Here is a 21,555-nt window from a genome sequence, read left to right on the forward strand (position 1 = left end):
ATCACAATTTTTCTTTCAGTTTACTTTTTCAGCCACCCGATTATCAGAGCGATTTCAAGTAGAATCTGTGAAGTCGACAGATTTATAATACCATAATTTTAATACCCATTACCATGCAACAAGGCACAGTAAAATTTTTTAACGAAGCAAAAGGCTTCGGATTTATTTCTCCTGCAGACGGAGGAAAAGACATTTTTGTACATTCTTCAGGATTAAGCACAAGAGAAATTCGTGAAAACGATAAAGTGAGTTTTGAAGTACAAAAAAGCGAGAAAGGATTAAACGCTGTTAACGTTAAGTTAGTTTAATTCTCCACATACTCTACAAAAAAATTTTTGAAACATAATCTTTATAGATAATCTGTAAGTTCGTATAATGTTTGACTATATTAAGTAGAAATTACTTTTTATTTTTTTATGTTCATCTGCCTCTTGCTTCCGCAAGAGGTTTTTATTTGTATAATAATCTCAGATTAAAGCACATTAAAAAACAGCATTACTTTATTAAAGAAATTACAATCATATTATTGATGATTTCTTTTAAATTTAAAAAAGCATTTCAAAATAAGACAAACTATTAACATAATTTTAATTTTTCACGCAAAAGTGTATTTTTTATTTTTTTTTGCCCGTTTTTTGCTCTCTGAAAATTATCACCTACTAAATATAAGATCATGAAAAAATACTTCTTCCTTCTTTCCTCTTTTATCTTTTCAGGATTTTCTGCACAGGAAACTATAGCTCCTGAAACTCCGGCTAAAAAGGATGTCATTAAAATGACAGTTCCCGAAACCTCAGATAAAATGAACATTATCAAGACGAATGTTACCGCATATGTTTTCAGAAACATCAATCTATCATACGAAAGAGCTTTTAATAAATGGTTTTCTTTAAATATGGGATTCGGAACCATGCCTGAAGGGAAAGTTCCGTTCATCAATTCTTTTCTGAGTGATGAAGACGAAAAAAGATTTCAGAATCTCGAAGTAAAATCGTTCAACTTTACCATCGAACCGCGATTTTATCTCGGAGCCGGTTACGGAAAAGGATTTTACGTAGCCCCTTATTACAGATATTCCAAAATTACTTCCAACACATTCGATTTTTATTATGATTATACCTTCAGCGGAACGACCTATCAGATTCCTCTGAAAGGAAACGGAAGCGCACACGGAAACAGTGGCGGTATAATGGTGGGCGTTCAGTTTTTCCTTACGCCAAGCAAAAATTTAGTTCTGGATTTCTGGATCGCAGGAGCGCATTACGGAAAAGGACAGGGCGATTTTACCATGACGAGTGATGTGATCCTGACTCCCGATATGCAGGCGCAGCTAAAAAAAGAAATTGAAGATCTGGATATTCCTTATGTAAATTACACCGTAGAAACCAATGCAAACGGCGCTAAAGTAAATGTAGACGGACCATGGCTTGGCTTCAGAAGCGGATTGTCTCTGGGATATCGATTTTAAAAATTTTTACTGCCTACTTAAAACCGTTCTTTCGGAGAGCGGTTTTATTTTTATATTGGTCTGAAATAAACACATATGTATTCATCTCACGTTTCTGTTCACTATGCTATTCAGTTTGTTTTAGGATACAGATATTTTATTAAATATGATAAATTATCTGAAAGTTCTTTAAACTGTAGTGAAACGGAAGATTTTTACAGACAGTTCAAACAAAAAAGGGCATTAAACTTAGCATTGATTCCAGAAAATAAAATAGAAGAAAATTTTATTGTCAGAAAATTTTCCCGCTTCCATCATAAACCATTAATTGAGGTCATCTATTCCGGATATTCGGAATACTTTTATATTTCGCACGAAAGAATTGTCCCGATAAAAAATTACAGAAAACAGTTTATCCTGAAAACAAAAGATCGTCTATACGAGAAAATTTACAACATCATTAAATATTATTATGAGAGTTCTTTAATAGAAATTAATGATCCCATGTATCAGCATTTTTATGCAAGTGCATTCTCTCATCTTACCGGCAAAACTGTGGATGATATACCTGAAATTTATCGACTGATGGATGAAAAAAACTATCATCTGATGATGGCAATGTTTAGCATCAAAGGTGTTGGAAATATGGAAATGCATAATGGATTGCAGGGAATGGAGTTTTTACCCGAAGACGAAAATTTAAGGACATATATACTTCATGAATTGGGAAGTCAATTCCTTTATACGATTTTCAGATAAATTAAATCTAAAATACTTTTCACAATTAAAGAAAAGAAATATCTTTCCTGCATGAATTCATCACAAATTACCACCACCCAAAGAATCAAAGCAATTGTAGGCGGATCGATCGGAAATCTGGTAGAATGGTACGACTGGTATGCTTATGCTGCTTTTGCCATTTATTTTTCAAATTCTTTTTTTCCTAATTCGGATATGACGGCGCAGCTTTTAAACACAGCCGGAATTTTCGCCGTAGGTTTTCTGATGCGTCCTGTCGGAGGATGGCTTTTCGGAAGTATTGCAGACAGAGTCGGAAGAAAAAAAGCAATGACGCTTTCCGTTTTGCTGATGTCTTTCGGATCTTTACTCATTGCTTTAACGCCCACTTATAAAACCATTGGTGTCTTGGCTCCTCTTCTGTTATTAATCGCAAGGTTATTGCAGGGACTGAGTGTGGGCGGAGAATACGGTGTTTCGGCAACCTACCTCAGCGAAATGGCAACTTCAGACCGGAGAGGATTTTATTCCAGCTTTCAGTATGTGACTTTAATTGGCGGACAGTTAATTGCTTTGGGAATTCAGCTCATTTTGCAGAAATTGCTTTTAACGGAAACCCAACTCGAAGATTGGGGATGGAGAATTCCTTTTGTAATTGGAGCCTTACTTTCTGTTATCGCTTTATATTTAAGAGCCAATCTTCATGAAACTGAAGCTTTTGAAAACAAAAAAGACCTGGGTGAGAAGAAAAAAGGGACTTTAAAAGAACTGCTTAAACATCCAAAAGCATTAATTACCGTTGTAGGATTAACATTGGGCGGAACGTTAGCTTTCTACACCTACACAACCTATATGCAGAAATTTCTGGTAAATACCGTTCATCTTACCAAAGAAGAATCCACACTGGTTTCTTTTATCTCTCTCTTTATTTTTGCTTGCTTACAGCCTGTTTTCGGGGCTTTGTCGGATAAGATTGGAAGAAGACCTTTATTATTGGCATTCGGAATTCTGGGAACTGTTTTTACCTACCCTCTTCTGAATGCTTTAAGCCACACTACATCAATGTGGAGTGCATTTTTCCTGATTATGTCGTCTTTAATTATCGTGAGCGGCTATACTTCCATTAATGCGGTTGTAAAAGCTGAACTTTTCCCGTCCGAAGTAAGAGCTTTGGGAGTCGGGTTACCTTATGCTTTAACGGTTGCCGTTTTCGGAGGAACGGCAGAGTATATTGCACTTTGGTTTAAATAGGCAAATGTGGAACATTATTTCTACTGGTACATTACAGCCTGTATTTTCTTTTCCTTCGTGGTATATATCAGAATGAAGGATACCAGAAAAACCTCTACACTGGATAAGGATTAATTGATGATAAAAAAAACGCGGCTCAGGTTCCCTGAGCCGCGTTTTTTATCTAATGATAAGCCTGCTTAAATTTCTCTAAAATATTGTCCAGATTATGCCTCTGAACATAAACGCTCTTCACATCTTCATACCTTGGCGATTTATAAAAAACTTCGTGGAAATCCATACTGCCGTTCCCTACTTTCACCACTTTCTGTACTTCGATATTCAACTTTCTTAATTCGTCTTTAAAAACCTGAAATTCATCTTGTATATTCTTCATCTATATTTTTGGATTTAATTAAAATTACCTCTTTACATCAAACACCCTACCAAAATAAAGGGGTTGTGTTTAAATTCTGAATAAAGTTAACAAAATATTCCTTACAAACATAAGATTTAAACATTATTTTATCACTTTTTTTACTAAAATCAAATTTATTTTAAAATATAGATATAGATTCAGCAGATTTAACGTTTAAATAAATAATTTGAAAAATTCCACAGATTGTGCTTAAAATCGCTTTTTCAGAACTATTTTTATCCCTGTTTAATTTTTTTCCATACAGAGAAACCTGAATTCAAGAACTTCCGATTGTGCTTCAATTCAGTAAAATCTTCAAGATGAAAAAATCCTGATTTTATTATCCAAAAACTTCTGAAAAAAATATGAATGTTGATAAATTTCACAAAAAATGAACTTTCATTAACGTTAAAATTTTAATTTCGTGCTTTAAAAATTACTTCGTGAATTATTTACAAAGATTGAAACGTGATATCAAAGATCTTTTACAGTTTATAAAAAAGCCAGATGACGTTCAGATTGAATTTTCTTCAAAAATAAAATTTTACTTCATCTTCAATCTTCTGATTATTGAGATTATTTTCTTTTTGGTTTTAGTGCTTCCTTTAAACTATCTCACGGAAAAATTTATCACTCTAAAACCATCCGATGCTTTTGAAAATTTAACATGGTTTCAGGCGGTCTTTTTAATGGTAATTTTTGCTCCGCTTTCAGAAGAATTTATTTTCAGATATGCTCTCCGTTACAAAAAACTTTTTTCACACCTTATCAACAGGGAAAAATGGAATAGAATTTTTCCGTTTCTGGTTTATATTTCTTCAATCATTTTCGGATTGGTGCATCTGGATAATTATGTGAATGATTCGTGGACTTTTTATGCATTGTCTCCCTTCATTGTGGCTTCTCAATTGTCGGGTGGACTTATTTTAAGCTACATTCGTGTAAGACTGAATATTTTTTACAGTATGCTTTATCATGCGTTATGGAATCTTCTGTTCGGAATTTCTATTCCTTGCATCATGTTGCTTTTTACGTCTCCTTTTGCTGAAAAAACACAGGATTACGATATAAGAATTGAGCAGAAAGCTTTTATAAATGACAACGAACCTGTATTATCTGAAACGAAAATAGTTGATGACAGAATATACAGCATTGAAACCAGACAATATTCACTTCAGAGTTTATTGGATCATCTTTACAGAAAAGATCAGTTTACTACAGACGAAGGCTTGATGAATATTCATTTCAAATCCGAAAAAGGAATTTCCAAGGATGAATTTTTGAAAATTTTACAGAAAGAATACGAAATCAAATAAAAAAGGTTAAAACCAATCGATTTTAACCTTCTTGTATCTACAACAAATTACTTCTTAGTTTCTTCTTCCAGTTCCACTTCATGTCTCAACTGAGCTTTATAAAGCGTGGAGTAATATCCGTTTTTGTCCAGAAGTTCAAGATGTTTACCTTCTTCAACAATTTTTCCATGCTCCATCACAATAATTTTATCGGCTTTTTCAATGGTAGAAAGTCGGTGTGCAATAATGATCGACGTTCTGTTTTTCGTGATCTTTTCCGTGGCTCTCTGAATTAATTTTTCACTTTCGTGGTCGATGGAAGACGTGGCTTCATCTAAAATCAGAATCTTCGGATCAGACAGATAGGCTCTTAAGAAAGACAGCAATTGTCTCTGTCCCAGAGAAATGGACGAACCTCTCTCGCTTACCACATAATCATATCCTCCCGGAAGCTGTTCAATAAATTCATCAACTTCAATTTCTTTTGCCCCTGCTTTTATTTTATCCAGCGTAATGCTTTCATCCCCAAACGAAAGATTTTCAAAAATACTTCCGTGGAACAGGAAAACATCCTGCAGAACGACTCCGATGTGGCTTCTTAAATTATAAAGCTCATAATCTTTCAGATCCACATCATCAATTAAAATATTTCCGGAATTGATATCATACAATCTTGTAATTAAACTGATGATCGTAGATTTTCCGGCTCCGGTTGCGCCAACGATTGCAACAGTTTCACCCGGATTTACTTTAAAATCGATTCCCTTTAATACTTCCTGCTTTTCATCGTACGCAAAATGTACATTTTTAAACTCTATTTTTCCGTCAAAATGATCTTTCCTTACTTTTCCGTTGTTCGGCATCGCATTGTCTTCATCCATTAATCCTAAAACCCTTTCTGCACCTACAATTCCTCGCTGAATATTGTTGAAACGATCGGCAATCTGTCGTAAAGGACGGATCAGCATCGAAATATACTGGATAAACGCAATCACAACTCCCGCACTGATCGTAATATATCCTCCGTAAAAAAGGATAAACCCGATAAAAAGAGACGAAATTAATTCCACCACAGGAAAAAACAGCGAGAAGATAAAAACCGTTCTCAGCAGCGCACTTTTTAAAGTAATATTGATATCATCAAACTTTTTAAATTCAGCTTCCTGCCTGTTGAAAACCTGAATGATCGGCATTCCCGCCAGTCTTTCCTGAACGAAAGAATTTTGGTTAGAAGTCCAGTTTCTTTCATCTCCGAATGCTTTTTTCAGCCTTTTCTGGAAAAATCTTGTAATGACGACCATTAAAGGTAAAATCGCCAATGTAATATAACTGAGATGAACATTGGTACTGAACATCATTACCAGTACAAAAATAATTCTCAGTACATCTCCGAAAACCATCAAAAAACCATCCGTATACACCGTTGCAATGGTTTCTACATCGCCAACCGCTCTCGTCACCAACTGCCCGATCGGAGTTTTATCGAAGAAAGACGTTTTAAAATAAATCAGCTTATTATACAACCTCTCTCTGATATCTCGGATTACATTCTGCGAAATGAAATTGGAGAAATAAACCAGAAAAAAGTTTAAAATGGTCTCTGTAAAAACCAGACCGATCAAAAGATAAATATGCTTTAGCATCAGCGCTTTATCTTTCAGTTTGGTAATATCATTATCCACCACTTCCATGGTAAGATAAGGACGGTAAGTAGAAACTATTGCCAGAAAAATGGAAATCACTAAAGTAAGGATGAACCAAGAACGGAACTTCATTCCGATAAAGAACAGCCTCTTAACAATTCCCCAGGTATCTTGTTTTTTCATTGTACGAATTGAAGAAAAGAATTATATAAAATTCTATGCAAAAATAAGACTTTCAAATTTGTCAGCCTTTACAACTTCATTAATTCCTGATGAAAAATTCAGATTGATGTTATTTATGGTATAGATGAAAAACAATAAAAATGCTCAATTTAAAACTAAGCAAAGAAAAAAACACGGATCACCGGAGATCTCCGGCGGCAAGATTTTACAGGTTCTTATCGTCGGAAGTTCCGACGGGGCAAACCCATATTCAGGGAAGCAAATGTGAATGTCCGACAGGGCAAACCAACTCTTGGGCGTACAAAAATGAACTTCCGATAGGGCAAACCAATATTCAGTGAAACAAATGTGAATTTCCGACAGGGCAAACCAACTCTTGGGCGTACAAAAATGAACTTCCGACAGCGCAAACCAATATTCAGGGAAGCAAATGTGAATGTCCGACGAGGCAAACTACCAATGACGGCTGAAAATCATACTCCTCAAGTCCCGCGAAATGTTGTAATGCAAAGGCAAGTTTTTCGATTTCGTTCATGATTTTCGTTTTTTTGTTTTCTTTTAAACACAAATTACACTAATATTTTTTCACAAATGACTCAAATCTAATAAAGAAAATCGAAAATTATTTGTGGATATTCGTGGAATTATTTGTGGAATTTGTGTTTAAATATTACTCAAAATCATATCCCACATCCACCAAGTACAACCCATGCGCCGGTGCAGAAGTTCCCGCAGAGTTTCGGTGTTTGTCTTCAATAACTTTTCTTACGTCTTCAGGCTGCAATTTCCCCGAACCTACCTCAACCATTGTTCCCACAATAGCTCTCACCATATTTCTCAGAAAGCGGTTCGCCGAAACCGTAAACTTCAGTTCACTTCCATTCTGTTCCCATTCTGCTTTGTACATTTTGCAGAAGTTGGTTTTATTGTCGGTGTGTAATTTTGCAAAGCTTGTAAAATCCTCATATTCAAATAAAATTTTACAGGCTTCATTCATTTTTTCGACATCCAAAGATTTTCTCCAGTGCTGCCACGCCAATTCTTCCGTAAATGGATTTTTTTCAAGCGAAATATAATATTCATACGTTCGGTAAGTAGCATCAAAACGTGCATGAAAATCATCTTTTACAGGAAAAATTCTTTTAATGGAAATATCCGCCGGAAGAAAACTGTTCAGCCTTCTCACCAGTTCCTGATCCAGAATTTTCTCCGTATCGAAATGGGCAAAAATTTTCTTCGCATGAACACCTGTGTCGGTTCTCCCCGCTCCCGTTGTCTTAATCTCTTCTCTTAAAATCGTGGAAAGTGCTTTCTCCAGTTCTTCCTGCACAGAAATAGCATTCGGCTGAATCTGGTAACCGAAATAATTCTTGCCGTTGTAGGAAAATTCTATAAAATATCTCAAGGTAATAAAATAAATATCTGTTGTTTATTTGTACATATAACTTAATTTGAATCAATATCAATTTGTATTTCTTCCATAAACGAAGTGGCTTTGTTTAACTTAAAAAAAGATTTGTTTTAATAAAACTTTGTTTAACCTTGCGAGAACTTAGACGCAAAGACTACAAAGATTTTTATTTATCTACAATTCCCAACCATTTTAAAGATAAACAAAGGCATTTCACTTATTACAGAAAGACAAGTTAAAATGCACAGCAGATTATAACTCTACAAAAATACTTTAATTTGATGATAATCAATAACAGATTTTTTAAATAAATATCGAAAAGTAGCTCCCATATTCATCCAAATCCCTGCGAAATTTCCTATTTTTGCAAACGTATGAAAAGATGGTACCTCTATCCTTTTTCCCTCGGTTATCACATGGTAACGGGTATCCGAAACACAATGTATGATCTGGGAATTTTTAAATCTGTGAAATTCAAAACGCCGATAATCTGTGTCGGAAACCTTTCTGTGGGCGGAAGCGGAAAATCGCCGATGGTGATGTATCTTGCTCATTTCCTGTCTAAGCATTACAGAACCGGTGTGCTTTCCAGAGGATACGGAAGACTTACGAAAGGATATGCTGTTACGAATTATGAAAGCAACTACAAAACTGTGGGCGATGAAGCCATGCAGTTGTTTGAACGCTTTAAAAACCGTTTCGTAATTGCAGTTTCCGAAGAAAGAGTTCCCGGAGCCAAAAAAGTAATCAGCGATATGGATCTTGATGTTCTGGTTCTGGACGATGCAATGCAGCACAGAGCGATAAAAGCTGGATTCAACATCATGATGACCGATTTTAATGATCCTTATTTTAAAGATCATCTTTTGCCGGCGGGAGATTTAAGAGAATCCAGAGCCGGATCCAAAAGAGCGGATATCATCATGGTGAGCAAATGTCCCGATGAACTTACCGAGGAAACCAAACAGTATTACATTTCCAGAATAAGACCGGACCGTACGCAGAAAGTATTCTTTTCATCCATCGGATACGACGAAAATGTATACGGAAGAGAAAAAATGCTTCCCGACAACAACCTGAATTATTATGATATTCTTTTAATTACAGGAATTGCCAATCCGAAACCTCTCCTCACCCATCTTGCAAAATTTTCGCAAAGGGTAAAACACTTAAAATTCAGAGATCATCATAATTTCACGGAAGCAGACATCAAAAATATTGTCGCGGAATATAAAAAATTAGGGGAATATAAATTGATCTTAACCACTGAAAAAGACTATGTGCGCCTGAAAAGTTTTGATTATCTTAGAGATATTGTGTACTACTGGCCGATCAATGTAATTATTGATAAAAAGGAAGAATTCAATCAAATCATCTTAGATTATGTTAGAAAAAATTAAGCAGACCGCAGATTTCGTTAAAAATATCATTAAAGAAACTCCCGATTTTGCCATTGTTTTAGGCTCCGGCTTAGGCAGACTGCAGGATGAAGTGGAAGCTATTCATACATTAGAATACACTGAAATCCCCAACTTTCCGCAGACTACCGTTGCAGGACACGGCGGAAAACTGATCTACGGAATTCTGGAAGGAAAAAAAGTTCTGATGATGAGCGGTCGTTTTCATTACTACGAAGGGCATTCAATAGAAACGGTGGTCTTTCCGATCCGTGTTTTTTATCTGTTGGGAATTAAAAATCTCATTCTTTCCAATGCTTCAGGCGGAATTAATCCAGACTATAAGATCGGAGATATTGCAATCATCCGGGATCACATCAATATGATGCCTGAACATCCGCTTCGCGGCAGAAACATCGATTCTTTCGGCCCCCGATTTGTGGATATGAGCGAACCGTACAGCAGAAAAATGATCTCCGTTGCACAAAATACTGCTTCTGAACAGAATATTACCGTCCACGAAAGTGTTTATGTAGCTTTACAGGGACCCACTTTCGAAACTCCCGCAGAATACGGAATGATTAAAGCCATTGGCGGAGATCTTGTAGGAATGAGTACCGTTCCGGAAGTGATCGTTGCTAAACATATGGGAATGGATGTTTTTGGTATTTCCGTTGTGACCGATTTAGGCGGTCCCGATATTGCCCACTCCGTTTCTCACGAAGAAGTTCTGAACGCAGCCAATACAGCCATGCCGAATGTAATTGCAGTTGTAAAAGGCTTGGTGAAAGATTATTAGTAAACCTAAGATTATTAACAATAAACTTGTTTAAACTAATTTCAGAATTAACCGCAAAAGGGACAAAAGATAATGTTAAAGCGAATTTTCAGAATAATTAAAGCGCTCAAAAGAATAAAAATCAAAGATTTTTAAAAATTATTGTTTTCTTTTTCATTTATAATAATCAACTTTAAATAAAAAATTTAGTAGATCTTTTGTGACTTTTGCGGTTAAATAAAGTTTAAACAGACTTAATATTTGTCGATGTTTTCAGAACGATAAAATTTGTGAATTTTTTAATTGTAAATTCAATAGAAATCTTCAATCCCATCAATTTTCATTAAGTCATCAAAAAATCAGTACAGATTGGACGGCATTGTCTAGATTTGCATACATAATTTTTTTGAACATGAAAAAACTGTTGTTACTATTAATGATGGGAATTTTCGGATTAGGCTGTTCTCAACAGGCGCCGAAAGTTCTGAAAAAGGGTTTCTCCAAAGAAGCTTTGGCGCAGAAACTGGAAGATGAAGACGGAAAAACGGTTACCATTCAGCAGATTCTCGATCAGCATAAAGGTAAAGTTCTGGTTATTGATTTTTGGGCAGGATGGTGCAGAGACTGTTTAAATGCACTTCCGAAAGCCAGAGAACTGGAAGAAAAAAATAAAAACATAGATTTTGTATTTCTTTCGTTAGACCGTTCCAAAGAAGGCTTTGAAAGAAGTCTGGAAAAATTTGAGATGAAAGACAAAGAAAACTACTGGTTCTCATCCGGCTGGAAAAACGATTTCAATAATTATGTTGATCTGAACTGGATTCCACGTTATATGGTGATTGATCAGAAATCTGCCATTGCAAAATACTACGCTATTACTCCTGAAGATCCGGAAATACAGGCAACAATTGATAAACTTTTGAAGTAAATCTTATTTTTACCGCAAAGCAAAACAAAGCTTTAATTTTTATATTGTCTATTATTTTAAGTTATACAAAGACGCTTCACTTAAATAAAGTAAGACAAGATTTATTCAATTGTATTTCGAAAATAAGTGAAACGGCTTTGTTTTATCTTAAAAATATTTCATTTCTATAAATCTTTGTCTATCCTTGCGATTAGATAAATTCAGGACAAAAGAAAATAATTAAAAATACAGGAATCCATATCTTTGCGGTATGGATTCTTCTTTTCCCATGCGCAAAATAATTCACGTCGATATGGATGCATTCTATGCTTCTGTGGAGCAGCACGACAATCCTGAATTGAAAGGAAAAGCAATTGCAGTCGGAGGCGGACATCGTGGTGTGGTTTCGGCGGCAAGTTACGAAGCCAGAAAATTCGGAGTCCGGTCTGCAATGCCCAGCAAAACGGCAAAAGAAAAATGTCCGCACCTTATTTTTGTTCCTCCGCGTTTTGCGCGTTACAAGGAAATATCAAAAAAGATCCGTGAAATATTTTACGAATATACCGATCTGGTGGAACCGCTTTCTTTGGATGAAGCCTATCTCGACGTTACAGAAAATAAAAAAGGAATGGAATCTGCCAATCAGATCGCCAAAGAGATCCGTCAGAAAATTTTTGCCGAAACCGGACTTACTGCTTCCGCCGGAATTTCTGTGAATAAATTTTTAGCCAAAGTTGCTTCAGATATCAACAAACCGAACGGACAGAAAACCATTCATCCCGACAAAATCGAAGGTTTTCTGGAAGAACTTCCGGTAGAAAAATTTTATGGAGTCGGAAAAGTAACGGCTAATAAAATGTTCAGCTTAGGCATTTACAAAGGGAAAGATTTAAAGAAAAGATCCATTGAAGATTTAATAAGGCTGTTCGGAAAATCCGGAGCTTATTATTACAATGTGGTTCGCGGAATTCATCATTCGGAAGTAAAACCGCACCGCATCCAGAAAAGTGTAGCGGTAGAAAGAACTTTTTTTGAAGATCTTTTTGATGAACAGCAGGTCAATGAAAAACTGGAAAGCCTGAGTGAAGAGCTTCACACACGTTTACAGAAAAATAATATTCTCGGAAGATCTTTAACTTTAAAAATTAAATACAAAGATTTCTCACTCTACACAAGAAGTATCACCAAAGAAGAATATTTTTCCTCTGCCGAACAATATCTGAAAACCGGAAAAAAACTTTGGGAATTAAGACCATTCGATAAACCGGTGAGACTGTTGGGATTATCCCTCTCCCACCTCAACACTGAAGAAAAAAAACAGGTTTCCGTTCAACTAAAAATTCCGTTTAAAGAATTCGAAGACTGATAATCCGGATTTTTTCACTAAATTGTAGTAACCAAATTTTACAATTTATGAATGAAACGATGATTCAGTATTTCCACTGGTATACAGAAGGAGACAGCAAGCTGTGGAAAGAAGCAGAACAAAACGCAAAATATTTAGCCGAACTCGGCATTACCTCAGTCTGGTTTCCGCCCGCTTACAAAGGCGCAACAGGAGGTCACTCTATTGGCTACGACGCTTACGACCTCTATGATCTCGGAGAATTTGATCAGAAAGGAACGATTCCCACCAAATACGGCACGAAAGAAGATTACCTGAAGGCGATAAAGGCGCTTAAAGAAAACAATATTAAAGTAATTGTAGATATTGTACTTGGACATAAAGGCGGCGGAGATGAACTGGAAACCTTTAAAGCATTAAAAGTAGATGAAGAAAACAGAGAAAAAATAATCTCGGATGAAATAGAAATACAGTCTTATACCAAATTTACCTTTCCCGGAAGAAATAAAAAATATTCTGAATTTGAATGGAATTTCACCTGTTTCAGCGGCGTGGATTATGCAGAAGGAATGGATTCGCAGATTTTTAAAATTAAAAACGAATACGGAACCGACTGGGAAGAAATGATCGACGATGAGAAAGGAAATTACGATTATCTGATGTACAATGATGTGGAACACAGAAATCCGTTCGTACGCGAAGAACTGAACAACTGGGCAAAATGGTACTTTGATGAAACCGATTTCGACGGCGTGAGACTGGATGCCTTAAAGCATATTTCATTTGATTTTTATAAAGAATGGCTCACTCTTCTCCGTTCCAATACCGGAAAAAATATTTTTGCGGTCGGCGAATACTGGGCTCCCGGATATCTGAATCTCTTGCAGAAATACATCGATGTTACCGAAGGATGCATGAGCCTGTTCGACAGTTCGTTACAGAATAATTTTCACACCGCTTCCAACGAAGGAAATTCTTACGATTTGCGGAGAATCTTTGACGAAAGCCTTACTCAGGCAGATCCGCTTCACTCGGTAAGTCTTGTGGATAATCATGACACGCAGCCTTTACAGGATCTTGAAGCTCCAGTTGAAGAATGGTTCAAACCTTTGGCGTATGCATTGATTCTGCTGAGAAAAGACGGTTATCCGTGTGTGTTTTATCCGGATCTCTACGGAGCGCATTATGTGGATAAAGATAAGGAAGGCAATGATCAGGAAATATTTTTAAATAAAGTGGATGGCATTGAAGAACTTCTGAAAGCCAGAAAAAACAATGCTTACGGCGAACAGAGAGATTATTTTGAGGATGCCAATTGTCTTGGATGGGTTCGTGAAGGTGATGAGGAACATTCTGGATGTGCGGTAGTTTTAAGCAATAAAGATGCTTACGAAAAGCCTATGGAAATAGGAGAAAGATACATCGGACAAACGTTTTATGATGCATTGGGAAGATTTGAAGATAAAATTACCATCGATGAAAACGGTTGGGGAAATTTCCCGGTTCCGGCGGGAAATGTGAGTGTCTGGCTTGCTGAATAATTTGAACCCGAAGATCACAAAAGGCTTTCACAAATGACATGAATGCTTTTGCAAATAGCACAATTTTAAATGAAGCTATCTAAAATTTATTTGAATTATTCGTGAAAATATTTGTGACACTTGTGTTTAAAAAATGTAGAAAATTCGTGGTATTCGTGTTTAAAAATAAAACTAAACTTTTCGGAGTTCAAGAATTTCCGGTCGTTCTGAATGATCGGAAATTTTTCCTGTCCTTGCAAATTCCGCCCACAATGCGCGAAGCTTTTTTCCGTTTTCCTGAATGTGTTTCCACGGAACATCTTTTAAAAGTTCTGCCGATTTCCATGCTTCCTGATTTTCGAAAATCAAAGGAAGATCTACACAGTGGGAAGCTCCGATATAATTATTTTTCAGAACAGAATTAATTTTAAACTGATAAATATTTCCACCACCCGAAGCATAATTTTCAGCAAAAATCTTTGCCGGTTTTTCGTAAATGGATTCTGTTGTTTTACGAACGATTTTGTTGAGAATCTTTTCGTGGAGATAGGTGTAAAATCCTTCCTGAGCCGTTTTTACATAAAAAGCAGTTTCGTCATGACTGGAACCGATTAATACATCATATTTTTTCGCATTCTCTTTCCATTTCGGCAGACTTTCTTCTTCCGTGCACAAAGGGGCAAAACCATATTGCGTACAGAAAGGCATCGCCGTTTTTAAACCATATTTTCTGAATGAGGGTAAAAATTTCACGTATTCATCCACCATTTTCAGGGGATCTTTTTCATCTTTCAGAAAATCGGTCTTCCTGAAAAATTCTAAAGACATTTTACTTCTTTTCATCCTGAAACCAAGCGGTGCGCTTTGGATAATGGCTCTTTTAAACAATCCATCAATTCCTTCGGAAATCATCAGATGTGCAATCGCATCGCCTCCGGAAGACTGCCCGAAAAGGGTAATATTTTCCGGATTTCCGCCAAAACTATGAATATTTTTCTGAATCCATTTCAGAGATTCAATCATATCAAATAAACCTAAATTGGCAGGTCTTACTTCATTTCCTCCCAAAAATCCGAAAAGTCCGAGACGATATGTAATGGAAACAACGATAAGATTCTGCTCTTTTACCCAAACCGAAGGATCGGAAGTGGGCAGATCTCCGCAGCCAATTTCATAAGAACCTCCGTGAATCCAGACTACCACCGGAAGTTTTTCATTTGCCTCAAAATTTTCCGGACGGGTAATTGTTAAAAACTGAGGAGATTCATCGGGTTCGAAATGATCGACATTTGTTTTCTGGATTAATCTTTCAAGTAACGGACTGATGTGTTGAGGACAGACCGGTGTTTTATCCGGAATTTCGTGACTCTGTATTTCTTCTACAGGAACGGGCTTTTTATATCTTTCTGATCTCGCGTAACGGATGCTTTTCGCTTTGATCACTCCGTTTATTTTTATTGCAGATATTTTACCGATAGAAGTATGAAAAGTATGAATTCCTGTATTTTGTTGTGCCGTCATGATGAAACAATATTGGTCTGCTTTTTAAAGGTAGTGATTTCTTACTTTAACTTCACCTCAATATCTCTTTTTTGCGCTAATTTAACCAACAGATTTGCTCGTTGTACTCGTAGAAATTTATTTTTTAAACTAATTCAGCATTTTGTATTCACTCGGAGAAACACCGACTTTACTTTTAAAAAGTCTGGTAAAATGCTGCGGATATTTAAAGCCTAAATTATAAGAAATTTCACTGATGGACTTTGCAGAATCGAAAATCTGGTCTTTTGCCACATCAATCAGTTTATTGTGGATGAATTCCTGAGCGGAAACACCCAGTTCTTTTTTAATTAAATCTCCAAAATAATTCGCTGAAAGATTAAGCTGTTCTGCAAAATAATGAACCATCGGAAAACCTATATTCTTAGGCTTTTCAGAAGTAAGATAATCATTCAGAAGAGTTTCAAATTTTCCGATGACTCCCTGATTGATGTGATCTCTGGTGATAAACTGACGGTCGTAAAACCGCATACAGTAATTCAGGAACAGTTCGATGTTATTTACAATTAAAGATTTACTGTGTTTATCAATCGGCTGTTCCAATTCATGCTTTATATTTTTAAAACATTCGAGAATAATTTCTCTTTCTTTTTCTGAAAGATGCAGTGCTTCATGAACTTCATAGGAGAAAAAATTATAGTCTTTGATATTTTTTCCGAGGTTGGTTCCTTTTAATAAATCAGGATGAAAAATAAGAGCAAAACCGGCTGGCTGAATGTAGGTACCTGCATTAGAAATTCCGTATGTCTGTCCCGGAGCAATAAAAACCAATGTTCCTTCCTGATAATCGTAGCTGTGTTTTCCGTACTGCATATCGCCGCACATCACATCTTTTAAAAAGATCGTGTAAAAACCAAACTGTCTCAAATGCTGACAAATAGGATCAGATTTGGAAAAATCGATTACACTTACCAAAGGATGTAACGTCTCGTGATTCAGCATTTTATTGTATTCTGAAACCGTATTGTAGATTTCAACCTCCTGATTTTTCATGAAGTAAATTTTAATTGCCATTCAAAATTACCACTTTTAAAGAGACATTTTATTTCGTCTGTAAAATTGGTACATCTTTCCGTAATTTATATAAGATGATTTGTTCTAAAAGGTTCGAATTTTGCAACTAAGAAAATAACGAATTCCCTATTCTGAATCAAAGAATAAACTAATCAAAATAATTAATACTAAACAAAATGAGTACATTCACAGTAAAAGCTTACGGAGCAGAATCCAAGACTGCCGATTTACAGGAATTAAATATTGCAAGAAGAGAAGTAACAGCAAAAGACGTAGAAATTGAAATTCTATACTGTGGTGTTTGCCACTCCGATCTTCACACCGCAAGAAACGACTGGGGCGGATCGATGTATCCTGTAGTTCCGGGACATGAAATTGTAGGAAGAGTGACTAATGTAGGAAATGAAGTTTCAAAATTTAAAGTTGGAGATCTTGCGGCGGTCGGCTGTATGGTAGATTCTTGCGGCGAGTGCGAAAGCTGCAAACACGATCTTGAGCAATATTGCCAGAATGGTTTCACAGGAACTTACAACGGACCGGATAAACATTTGGGAGGTCATACTTTCGGCGGATATTCTCAGAAAGTAGTTGTAGATGAACATTTCGTATTAAGTGTTCCTGAAAATTTAGATTTAGCGGCTGTTGCTCCTCTTCTTTGTGCAGGAATTACAACATGGTCTCCATTAAGACACTGGAATGTAGGTCCTGATTCTAAAGTTGCTGTTGTAGGTTTGGGAGGTTTGGGACACATGGCGATTAAACTGGCAAAAGGTTTGGGCGCTGAAGTAACATTATTCTCGCGAACTCCGGGAAAAACGGAAGATGCTAAAAAACTGGGAGCAGATCATGTGGTGATTTCTACGGAGCTGGATCAGATGGATGCTGTAAAAGGGAAGTTTGATGTGATTATTGATACTGTTCCTTATGAACACGACATTAATCCTTACATGCAGACTGTTGCTTTAAACGGAACTCTGGTTATGGTAGGATTTGTAGGGGAATTCGAAAATGAAGCTCCAAGTACAAGACCGCTTATTTTCCAGCGTCGTTCGGTTGCCGGATCTTTAATCGGAGGAATTGCCGAAACTCAGGAACTTCTGGATTTCTGCGGAAAACATAATATTGTATCGGATATTGAATTAATCAAAATGCAGGATATTAATGAAGCGTATGACAGAATGCTGAAAAGCGACGTGAAATACCGTTTCGTGATTGATATGCAATCTTTGTAATTCTTTGTATATTGTTAACTAAGGCTCTCTTCAGAGGGCTTTTTTGTTGACGGTTGGTGGTTTATGGTTTATGGAAATTAAGCTTTCTGATGGTTAAATTTTTCTGATGGTTAAATTTTTACAATGCTACCTTTCTTAAATGGTCATATTTTCCCTCCATGTGTTTAAATGCCCATTCTGCCATGGAACTGATAACCGGAATTAAACCTTTTCCTGCCTCACTCAATTCGTAAGTAACATGGGGTGGAACAACCGGTTTTGCGGTTCTGATGATCAGTCCGTCATTTTCCAGTTGCTTTAAATGCTGAATCAGCATCTTTTCGGTTACCGCAGGAATGGCGCGTTTCAGTTCGCTGTACCTTTTGTCTCCGTTAGAAAGATGATATAAAATTATCGGTTTCCAGAATCCTCCGATTTTTTCCATGACATACGTTACGGGACAGGAATCCAGTGCGTATTTTTTATTCTGCTGAATGGTTGATGTTTCTTTTATGGCTGTCATAATGAATACATACTTTAGGGTAAGTACTTGTATAAAAGTAAGTACAAATATACCTTTGTATCAGGAAATAAAAAAATAATTATCAACAAAAAAATAAAAATTATGAAAATCATCATCACCGGTTCATTGGGAAATGTAGCGAAACCTCTTGCAGAGCAATTAATTGCAGAAGGACATGATATCACCATAATCAGCAGCAGCGAATCTAAAAAAAATGAAATTGAAAATCTGGGAGCTAAAGCGGCTATCGGTTCTATTACAGACCTGAACTTTTTGGTTGACACTTTTAAAGGAAATGATGCCGCGTTTCTGATGACTCCACCCAATATGGGATTTGAAAATCTTGTTGAAAACACAAAAAATGCAGGAAAGAATTATGCTGAAGCCGTTCAACAAACCGGAGTTAAAAGAATCGTAATGCTGAGCAGCATCGGAGCAGAATCTCCTGTGGAAAACGGACCGATAAAAGGTCTTCATGCTATTGAGAAATTCTACAATGAGCTGGAAAATACGTCAGTCACTTTTTTAAGAGCAGGATATTTCTACATCAATTTCTTTAATGATATTCCTCTGATTAAAAACGCAGGAATTCTTGGAGCAAATTATCCTAACCATACAGAAGTTCCATTAGTTCATCCAAAAGATATTGCAAAAGCTGCTGCTGAAGAACTTGTAAAAAGTTCTGAAGGTAAAAATATAAGATACATTGTGAGCGACGTTCGCAAAGCGCAGGATTTTGCAAATATTTTCGGAAATGCCATCGGAAAACCGGAACTTCCTTGGATAGAATTTAAAGATGAAGATTCTTTACACGGAATGCTTCAGGCAGGAGTTCCGCAGGAAATGGCAGAATTGTATACAGAAATGGGAAGAGGAATCCGTACCGGAATTGTTCAGAAGGATTTTATTGAACATGGTTCTATTGTTGATGGCAAAATTAAATTGGAGGAGTTTGCGAAAGAGTTTGCGGATAAATTTAATGCTTAATGTTATTTTACAACTTTTTCTTTATTGATTGTCCGTTTATTAACCTAAAGCTTCGACAGGCTCAGCTTGACATCGCTAGAAATCAAGCGTTTAGTATTAGAGGTATCACACTGAGCTTGTCGAAGTGTCTGTTATAAATAATTGATTTTCATATCAGTGCATAGTAATAGGTTGTTTAACGGATATTCAAATTTTCTTTTGTCCTGAAACAAAAGAAACAAAAATTCAAGACTCGGAAACTTCCGCTAAAATTAAAATTTAATCCTAAAATTCCCAAAACTTGCGCGAATTAAAGATTTGCCTTTTGATTTAATATTTGTCTCGCGTATCAAACAGTGGGAATTTCTTAATGGACTAAATTTAAATTTTCTTAACGCTCCATTTTCCTATGTCATTTAATCATTACATTCAAAAGTTTCGGCGAGCCTTTGGCTCGCCGAAACTTTTATCAATGGATTATTTAAATTTAATCTTTACCTCAACCTTGATTTATTCCTTTTCTTTCAAAATCGCCTTCAAAACCTTCAATTTCCCGTCAATAGGCTGATCGATTTTCAATCCTAAAATATCTGCAACCAAAGGATTAACGTTGATGTTCTGAAATTCGTCGATCACCAAATTATTTTTGAATTCCGGTCCCCAAGCAAAGAATGTAGCTTTCATTTCAGGAACTATCTGCGGATTATAGCCATGTTTTCCAACCGATGATTTTTTTCCTTTTTCCAAGAAAATTTTAGGAGCATTGGGAATTAATAAAATCTGTCCGATTCTTTTATACCGGTCATCTTTTGTTGAAAAATGAAGATATTTGGGGAGTTTTTTATCCAGATAGACTTCATAATCTTCTGTCTTATTGGTTTTTAATTCCTTATAAACCCTTTTAACCTCATCAGAATTTTTAACGTATACCCTCAATAAAGTCTGCGAATTGTAAAAATCAAATCTTTCTTTATTAAAAAGTATTGCGGGAATTTCCAACGGACTTCCTCCATCCACTTTTATCATTCCGTGATCAGAAACAAAGACAAAGTTTACATTTTGTAATCCTAAATCATGAATTTTCTGAGCCAGTTCGCCAATAGCTCCATCTACCAGATGAACCGCATCTTCCGTTTCTCTGGAATCCGGACCGAAATGATGTCCGCTTGCATCAACTTCAGGAAAATACAATGAAATGAAATGTGGTCTTTTTTCCATTGGCAGCTTTAGCCATTCGATGACTTTGTCCACTTTTTCAGATGGTGAGAATTTTTCGTTATAATGGTAATAATAGGTTGGTCTGTTTCCTCCTGCATTGCTTGCAGAACCTACCCACATTAACGAAGCGGAAAGCATTCCCTGTTTTTCAGCGAGTCCCCAAAGCGGCGTTCCGCCGTACCATTTTCCGTCTTCGGCATTTTTTTTATCGCTCATGGCGTAACTTTCCTTCTTTTGATAATCGTAGAAATAATTATCGATGAGTCCGTGATGAGAAGGATACAATCCGGTAATCAATGTCCAGTGATTGGGAAATGTAATGCTTGGATAACTAGGAATCATCGCTTTTGCCTGAACTCCTTCATTGGAATATTTCAACAGATTTTCTGCGTTGTATTTTTTAGCATAATCATAACGGAATCCATCGGTAGAAATCATGATGACATAAGGTTTTGTCTGAGCTTCAGCCGTATTGTAACGATCAGGAACTACAACTTCTTCTGTATCAACATTATCTTTTTGGGCAAAAACTGTCAGTGAAAAAATTAACAGTAAGAATTGAAGGCTTTTCTTCATGATTTATATTTTCTGCAAAATTAGGGTCTAGAATCCTGAAAGAAAAGATTCTTTGGTTAAAAAAACATTAAAAGCATTTTTTAGAATGAGTGTAAATTAAGAATGAGTCTGTTTAAACTTTTTATTTAACCACAAAAGTCACAAAAGATGACTAAACTTTTATTTAAAGTTGATC

20 protein-coding genes are annotated in these 21,555 nt (G+C 36.1%); 13 read left to right on the plus strand and 7 right to left on the minus strand.

The genetic code is table 11. From position 1 onward, the window contains the following. Nucleotides 1–113: 113 nt before the first annotated feature. From H6W52_RS07755 to H6W52_RS07770, 4 genes are all read left to right on the plus strand, one after another. Complete coding sequence (locus tag H6W52_RS07755; RefSeq protein WP_116097626.1) at nt 114–308, plus strand: cold-shock protein; 195 nt, start codon at nt 114–116, stop codon at nt 306–308. A 365-nt stretch (nt 309–673) separates the two neighbouring features. After that, a complete protein-coding gene (locus tag H6W52_RS07760) occupies nt 674–1,468 on the plus strand; it encodes a DUF3575 domain-containing protein (protein WP_116097628.1) in 795 nt (264 codons plus the stop codon). Between the two features lie 75 nt (nt 1,469–1,543). Next, nucleotides 1,544–2,206, plus strand: coding sequence for a hypothetical protein (locus H6W52_RS07765; protein ID WP_116097630.1), 663 nt, complete (start codon nt 1,544–1,546; stop codon nt 2,204–2,206). Between the two features lie 51 nt (nt 2,207–2,257). After that, nucleotides 2,258–3,436, plus strand: a complete 1,179-nt coding sequence (locus tag H6W52_RS07770; RefSeq protein WP_228457549.1) for an MFS transporter — start codon at nt 2,258–2,260, stop codon at nt 3,434–3,436. Between the two features lie 163 nt (nt 3,437–3,599). Here H6W52_RS07770 and H6W52_RS07775 read toward each other — a convergent pair whose 3' ends face one another. Further along, nucleotides 3,600–3,812 carry a hypothetical protein gene (locus H6W52_RS07775; RefSeq protein ID WP_029295611.1) on the minus strand — a complete coding sequence of 71 codons (213 nt, stop codon included), beginning with the start codon at nt 3,810–3,812 and terminating at the stop codon, nt 3,600–3,602. A gap of 464 nt (nt 3,813–4,276) precedes the next feature. On the opposite strand from H6W52_RS07775, the gene H6W52_RS07780 reads away from it, so the two are divergent. Further along, nucleotides 4,277–5,149 (plus strand): CPBP family intramembrane glutamic endopeptidase, encoded by an 873-nt coding sequence (locus tag H6W52_RS07780; protein WP_123891951.1) that lies wholly within the window; start codon nt 4,277–4,279, stop codon nt 5,147–5,149. Nucleotides 5,150–5,196: 47 nt separating this feature from the next. Here the strand turns inward: H6W52_RS07780 and H6W52_RS07785 are convergent, their stop codons facing one another. Beyond that, nucleotides 5,197–6,954, minus strand: coding sequence for an ABC transporter ATP-binding protein (locus H6W52_RS07785; protein WP_116097636.1), 1,758 nt, complete (start codon nt 6,952–6,954; stop codon nt 5,197–5,199). Between the two features lie 140 nt (nt 6,955–7,094). Between H6W52_RS07785 and H6W52_RS07790 the strand changes: the two genes are divergently transcribed. Further along, nucleotides 7,095–7,295 (plus strand): hypothetical protein, encoded by a 201-nt coding sequence (locus tag H6W52_RS07790; protein ID WP_123891952.1) that lies wholly within the window; start codon nt 7,095–7,097, stop codon nt 7,293–7,295. A 329-nt stretch (nt 7,296–7,624) separates the two neighbouring features. On the opposite strand, the gene truA is transcribed toward H6W52_RS07790, so the two are convergent. Beyond that, on the minus strand, nt 7,625–8,359 hold the full coding sequence (gene truA, locus H6W52_RS07795; protein ID WP_116097638.1) for a tRNA pseudouridine(38-40) synthase TruA: 735 nt from the start codon (nt 8,357–8,359) through the stop codon (nt 7,625–7,627). A gap of 380 nt (nt 8,360–8,739) precedes the next feature. Here truA and lpxK point away from each other — a divergent pair, with 380 nt between their 5' ends. From lpxK to H6W52_RS07820, 5 genes are all read left to right on the plus strand, one after another. Beyond that, complete coding sequence (gene lpxK / locus H6W52_RS07800) at nt 8,740–9,765, plus strand: tetraacyldisaccharide 4'-kinase (protein WP_087707434.1); 1,026 nt, start codon at nt 8,740–8,742, stop codon at nt 9,763–9,765. Beyond that, nucleotides 9,749–10,561, plus strand: a complete 813-nt coding sequence (locus H6W52_RS07805) for a purine-nucleoside phosphorylase (RefSeq protein ID WP_116097640.1) — start codon at nt 9,749–9,751, stop codon at nt 10,559–10,561. The genes lpxK and H6W52_RS07805 overlap by 17 nt, the downstream gene beginning before the upstream one ends. Before the next feature lie 391 nt (nt 10,562–10,952). Then, nucleotides 10,953–11,468, plus strand: coding sequence for a TlpA family protein disulfide reductase (locus H6W52_RS07810; protein WP_116097642.1), 516 nt, complete (start codon nt 10,953–10,955; stop codon nt 11,466–11,468). Nucleotides 11,469–11,718: 250 nt separating this feature from the next. Continuing rightward, entirely contained in the window at nt 11,719–12,813 is a 1,095-nt protein-coding gene (gene dinB / locus H6W52_RS07815) for a DNA polymerase IV (RefSeq protein WP_116097644.1), read from the plus strand. A gap of 47 nt (nt 12,814–12,860) precedes the next feature. Continuing rightward, nucleotides 12,861–14,333: an alpha-amylase gene (locus H6W52_RS07820; protein WP_116097646.1), complete on the plus strand. Its 1,473-nt coding sequence runs from the start codon at nt 12,861–12,863 to the stop codon at nt 14,331–14,333. A gap of 171 nt (nt 14,334–14,504) precedes the next feature. On the opposite strand, the gene H6W52_RS07825 is transcribed toward H6W52_RS07820, so the two are convergent. Together H6W52_RS07825 and H6W52_RS07830 are read right to left on the minus strand one after the other, a co-directional pair. Next, nucleotides 14,505–15,833, minus strand: a complete 1,329-nt coding sequence (locus H6W52_RS07825) for a carboxylesterase family protein (protein ID WP_116097648.1) — start codon at nt 15,831–15,833, stop codon at nt 14,505–14,507. Nucleotides 15,834–15,962: 129 nt separating this feature from the next. After that, entirely contained in the window at nt 15,963–16,865 is a 903-nt protein-coding gene (locus H6W52_RS07830; protein ID WP_116097650.1) for a helix-turn-helix domain-containing protein, read from the minus strand. Nucleotides 16,866–17,062: 197 nt separating this feature from the next. On the opposite strand from H6W52_RS07830, the gene H6W52_RS07835 reads away from it, so the two are divergent. Further along, nucleotides 17,063–18,118, plus strand: a complete 1,056-nt coding sequence (locus H6W52_RS07835; RefSeq protein ID WP_116097652.1) for an NAD(P)-dependent alcohol dehydrogenase — start codon at nt 17,063–17,065, stop codon at nt 18,116–18,118. A 118-nt stretch (nt 18,119–18,236) separates the two neighbouring features. On the opposite strand, the gene H6W52_RS07840 is transcribed toward H6W52_RS07835, so the two are convergent. Then, on the minus strand, nt 18,237–18,620 hold the full coding sequence (locus H6W52_RS07840) for a winged helix-turn-helix transcriptional regulator (RefSeq protein ID WP_116097654.1): 384 nt from the start codon (nt 18,618–18,620) through the stop codon (nt 18,237–18,239). Between the two features lie 102 nt (nt 18,621–18,722). On the opposite strand from H6W52_RS07840, the gene H6W52_RS07845 reads away from it, so the two are divergent. Next, on the plus strand, nt 18,723–19,607 hold the full coding sequence (locus H6W52_RS07845) for an NAD(P)H-binding protein (RefSeq protein WP_185216631.1): 885 nt from the start codon (nt 18,723–18,725) through the stop codon (nt 19,605–19,607). Between the two features lie 489 nt (nt 19,608–20,096). Here the strand turns inward: H6W52_RS07845 and H6W52_RS07850 are convergent, their stop codons facing one another. After that, the gene (locus tag H6W52_RS07850; RefSeq protein WP_185216633.1) at nt 20,097–21,380 is read right to left on the minus strand and encodes an ectonucleotide pyrophosphatase/phosphodiesterase; all 1,284 of its coding nucleotides are present in this window, start codon (nt 21,378–21,380) and stop codon (nt 20,097–20,099) included. Nucleotides 21,381–21,555 lie beyond the last annotated feature (175 nt).

This window comes from Chryseobacterium sp. C2(2020) (genome assembly GCF_014218915.1).
GTDB lineage: Bacteria > Bacteroidota > Bacteroidia > Flavobacteriales > Weeksellaceae > Chryseobacterium > Chryseobacterium mucoviscidosis.

What these genes read in the sequence shown, in the direction of transcription:
- H6W52_RS07755 (WP_116097626.1), top strand. Translation starts at nt 114, where the DNA reads ATGCAACAAGGCACAGTAAAATTTTTTAACGAAGCAAAAGGCTTCGGA.
- H6W52_RS07760 (WP_116097628.1), top strand. Translation starts at nt 674, where the DNA reads ATGAAAAAATACTTCTTCCTTCTTTCCTCTTTTATCTTTTCAGGATTT.
- H6W52_RS07765 (WP_116097630.1), top strand. Translation starts at nt 1,544, where the DNA reads ATGTATTCATCTCACGTTTCTGTTCACTATGCTATTCAGTTTGTTTTA.
- H6W52_RS07770 (WP_228457549.1), top strand. Translation starts at nt 2,258, where the DNA reads ATGAATTCATCACAAATTACCACCACCCAAAGAATCAAAGCAATTGTA.
- H6W52_RS07775 (WP_029295611.1), bottom strand. Translation starts at nt 3,812, where the DNA reads ATGAAGAATATACAAGATGAATTTCAGGTTTTTAAAGACGAATTAAGA.
- H6W52_RS07785 (WP_116097636.1), bottom strand. Translation starts at nt 6,954, where the DNA reads ATGAAAAAACAAGATACCTGGGGAATTGTTAAGAGGCTGTTCTTTATC.
- H6W52_RS07790 (WP_123891952.1), top strand. Translation starts at nt 7,095, where the DNA reads ATGCTCAATTTAAAACTAAGCAAAGAAAAAAACACGGATCACCGGAGA.
- lpxK (WP_087707434.1), top strand. Translation starts at nt 8,740, where the DNA reads ATGAAAAGATGGTACCTCTATCCTTTTTCCCTCGGTTATCACATGGTA.
- H6W52_RS07805 (WP_116097640.1), top strand. Translation starts at nt 9,749, where the DNA reads ATGTTAGAAAAAATTAAGCAGACCGCAGATTTCGTTAAAAATATCATT.
- H6W52_RS07810 (WP_116097642.1), top strand. Translation starts at nt 10,953, where the DNA reads ATGAAAAAACTGTTGTTACTATTAATGATGGGAATTTTCGGATTAGGC.
- dinB (WP_116097644.1), top strand. Translation starts at nt 11,719, where the DNA reads ATGGATTCTTCTTTTCCCATGCGCAAAATAATTCACGTCGATATGGAT.
- H6W52_RS07820 (WP_116097646.1), top strand. Translation starts at nt 12,861, where the DNA reads ATGAATGAAACGATGATTCAGTATTTCCACTGGTATACAGAAGGAGAC.
- H6W52_RS07825 (WP_116097648.1), bottom strand. Translation starts at nt 15,833, where the DNA reads ATGACGGCACAACAAAATACAGGAATTCATACTTTTCATACTTCTATC.
- H6W52_RS07830 (WP_116097650.1), bottom strand. Translation starts at nt 16,865, where the DNA reads ATGAAAAATCAGGAGGTTGAAATCTACAATACGGTTTCAGAATACAAT.
- H6W52_RS07835 (WP_116097652.1), top strand. Translation starts at nt 17,063, where the DNA reads ATGAGTACATTCACAGTAAAAGCTTACGGAGCAGAATCCAAGACTGCC.
- H6W52_RS07840 (WP_116097654.1), bottom strand. Translation starts at nt 18,620, where the DNA reads ATGACAGCCATAAAAGAAACATCAACCATTCAGCAGAATAAAAAATAC.
- H6W52_RS07845 (WP_185216631.1), top strand. Translation starts at nt 18,723, where the DNA reads ATGAAAATCATCATCACCGGTTCATTGGGAAATGTAGCGAAACCTCTT.
- H6W52_RS07850 (WP_185216633.1), bottom strand. Translation starts at nt 21,380, where the DNA reads ATGAAGAAAAGCCTTCAATTCTTACTGTTAATTTTTTCACTGACAGTT.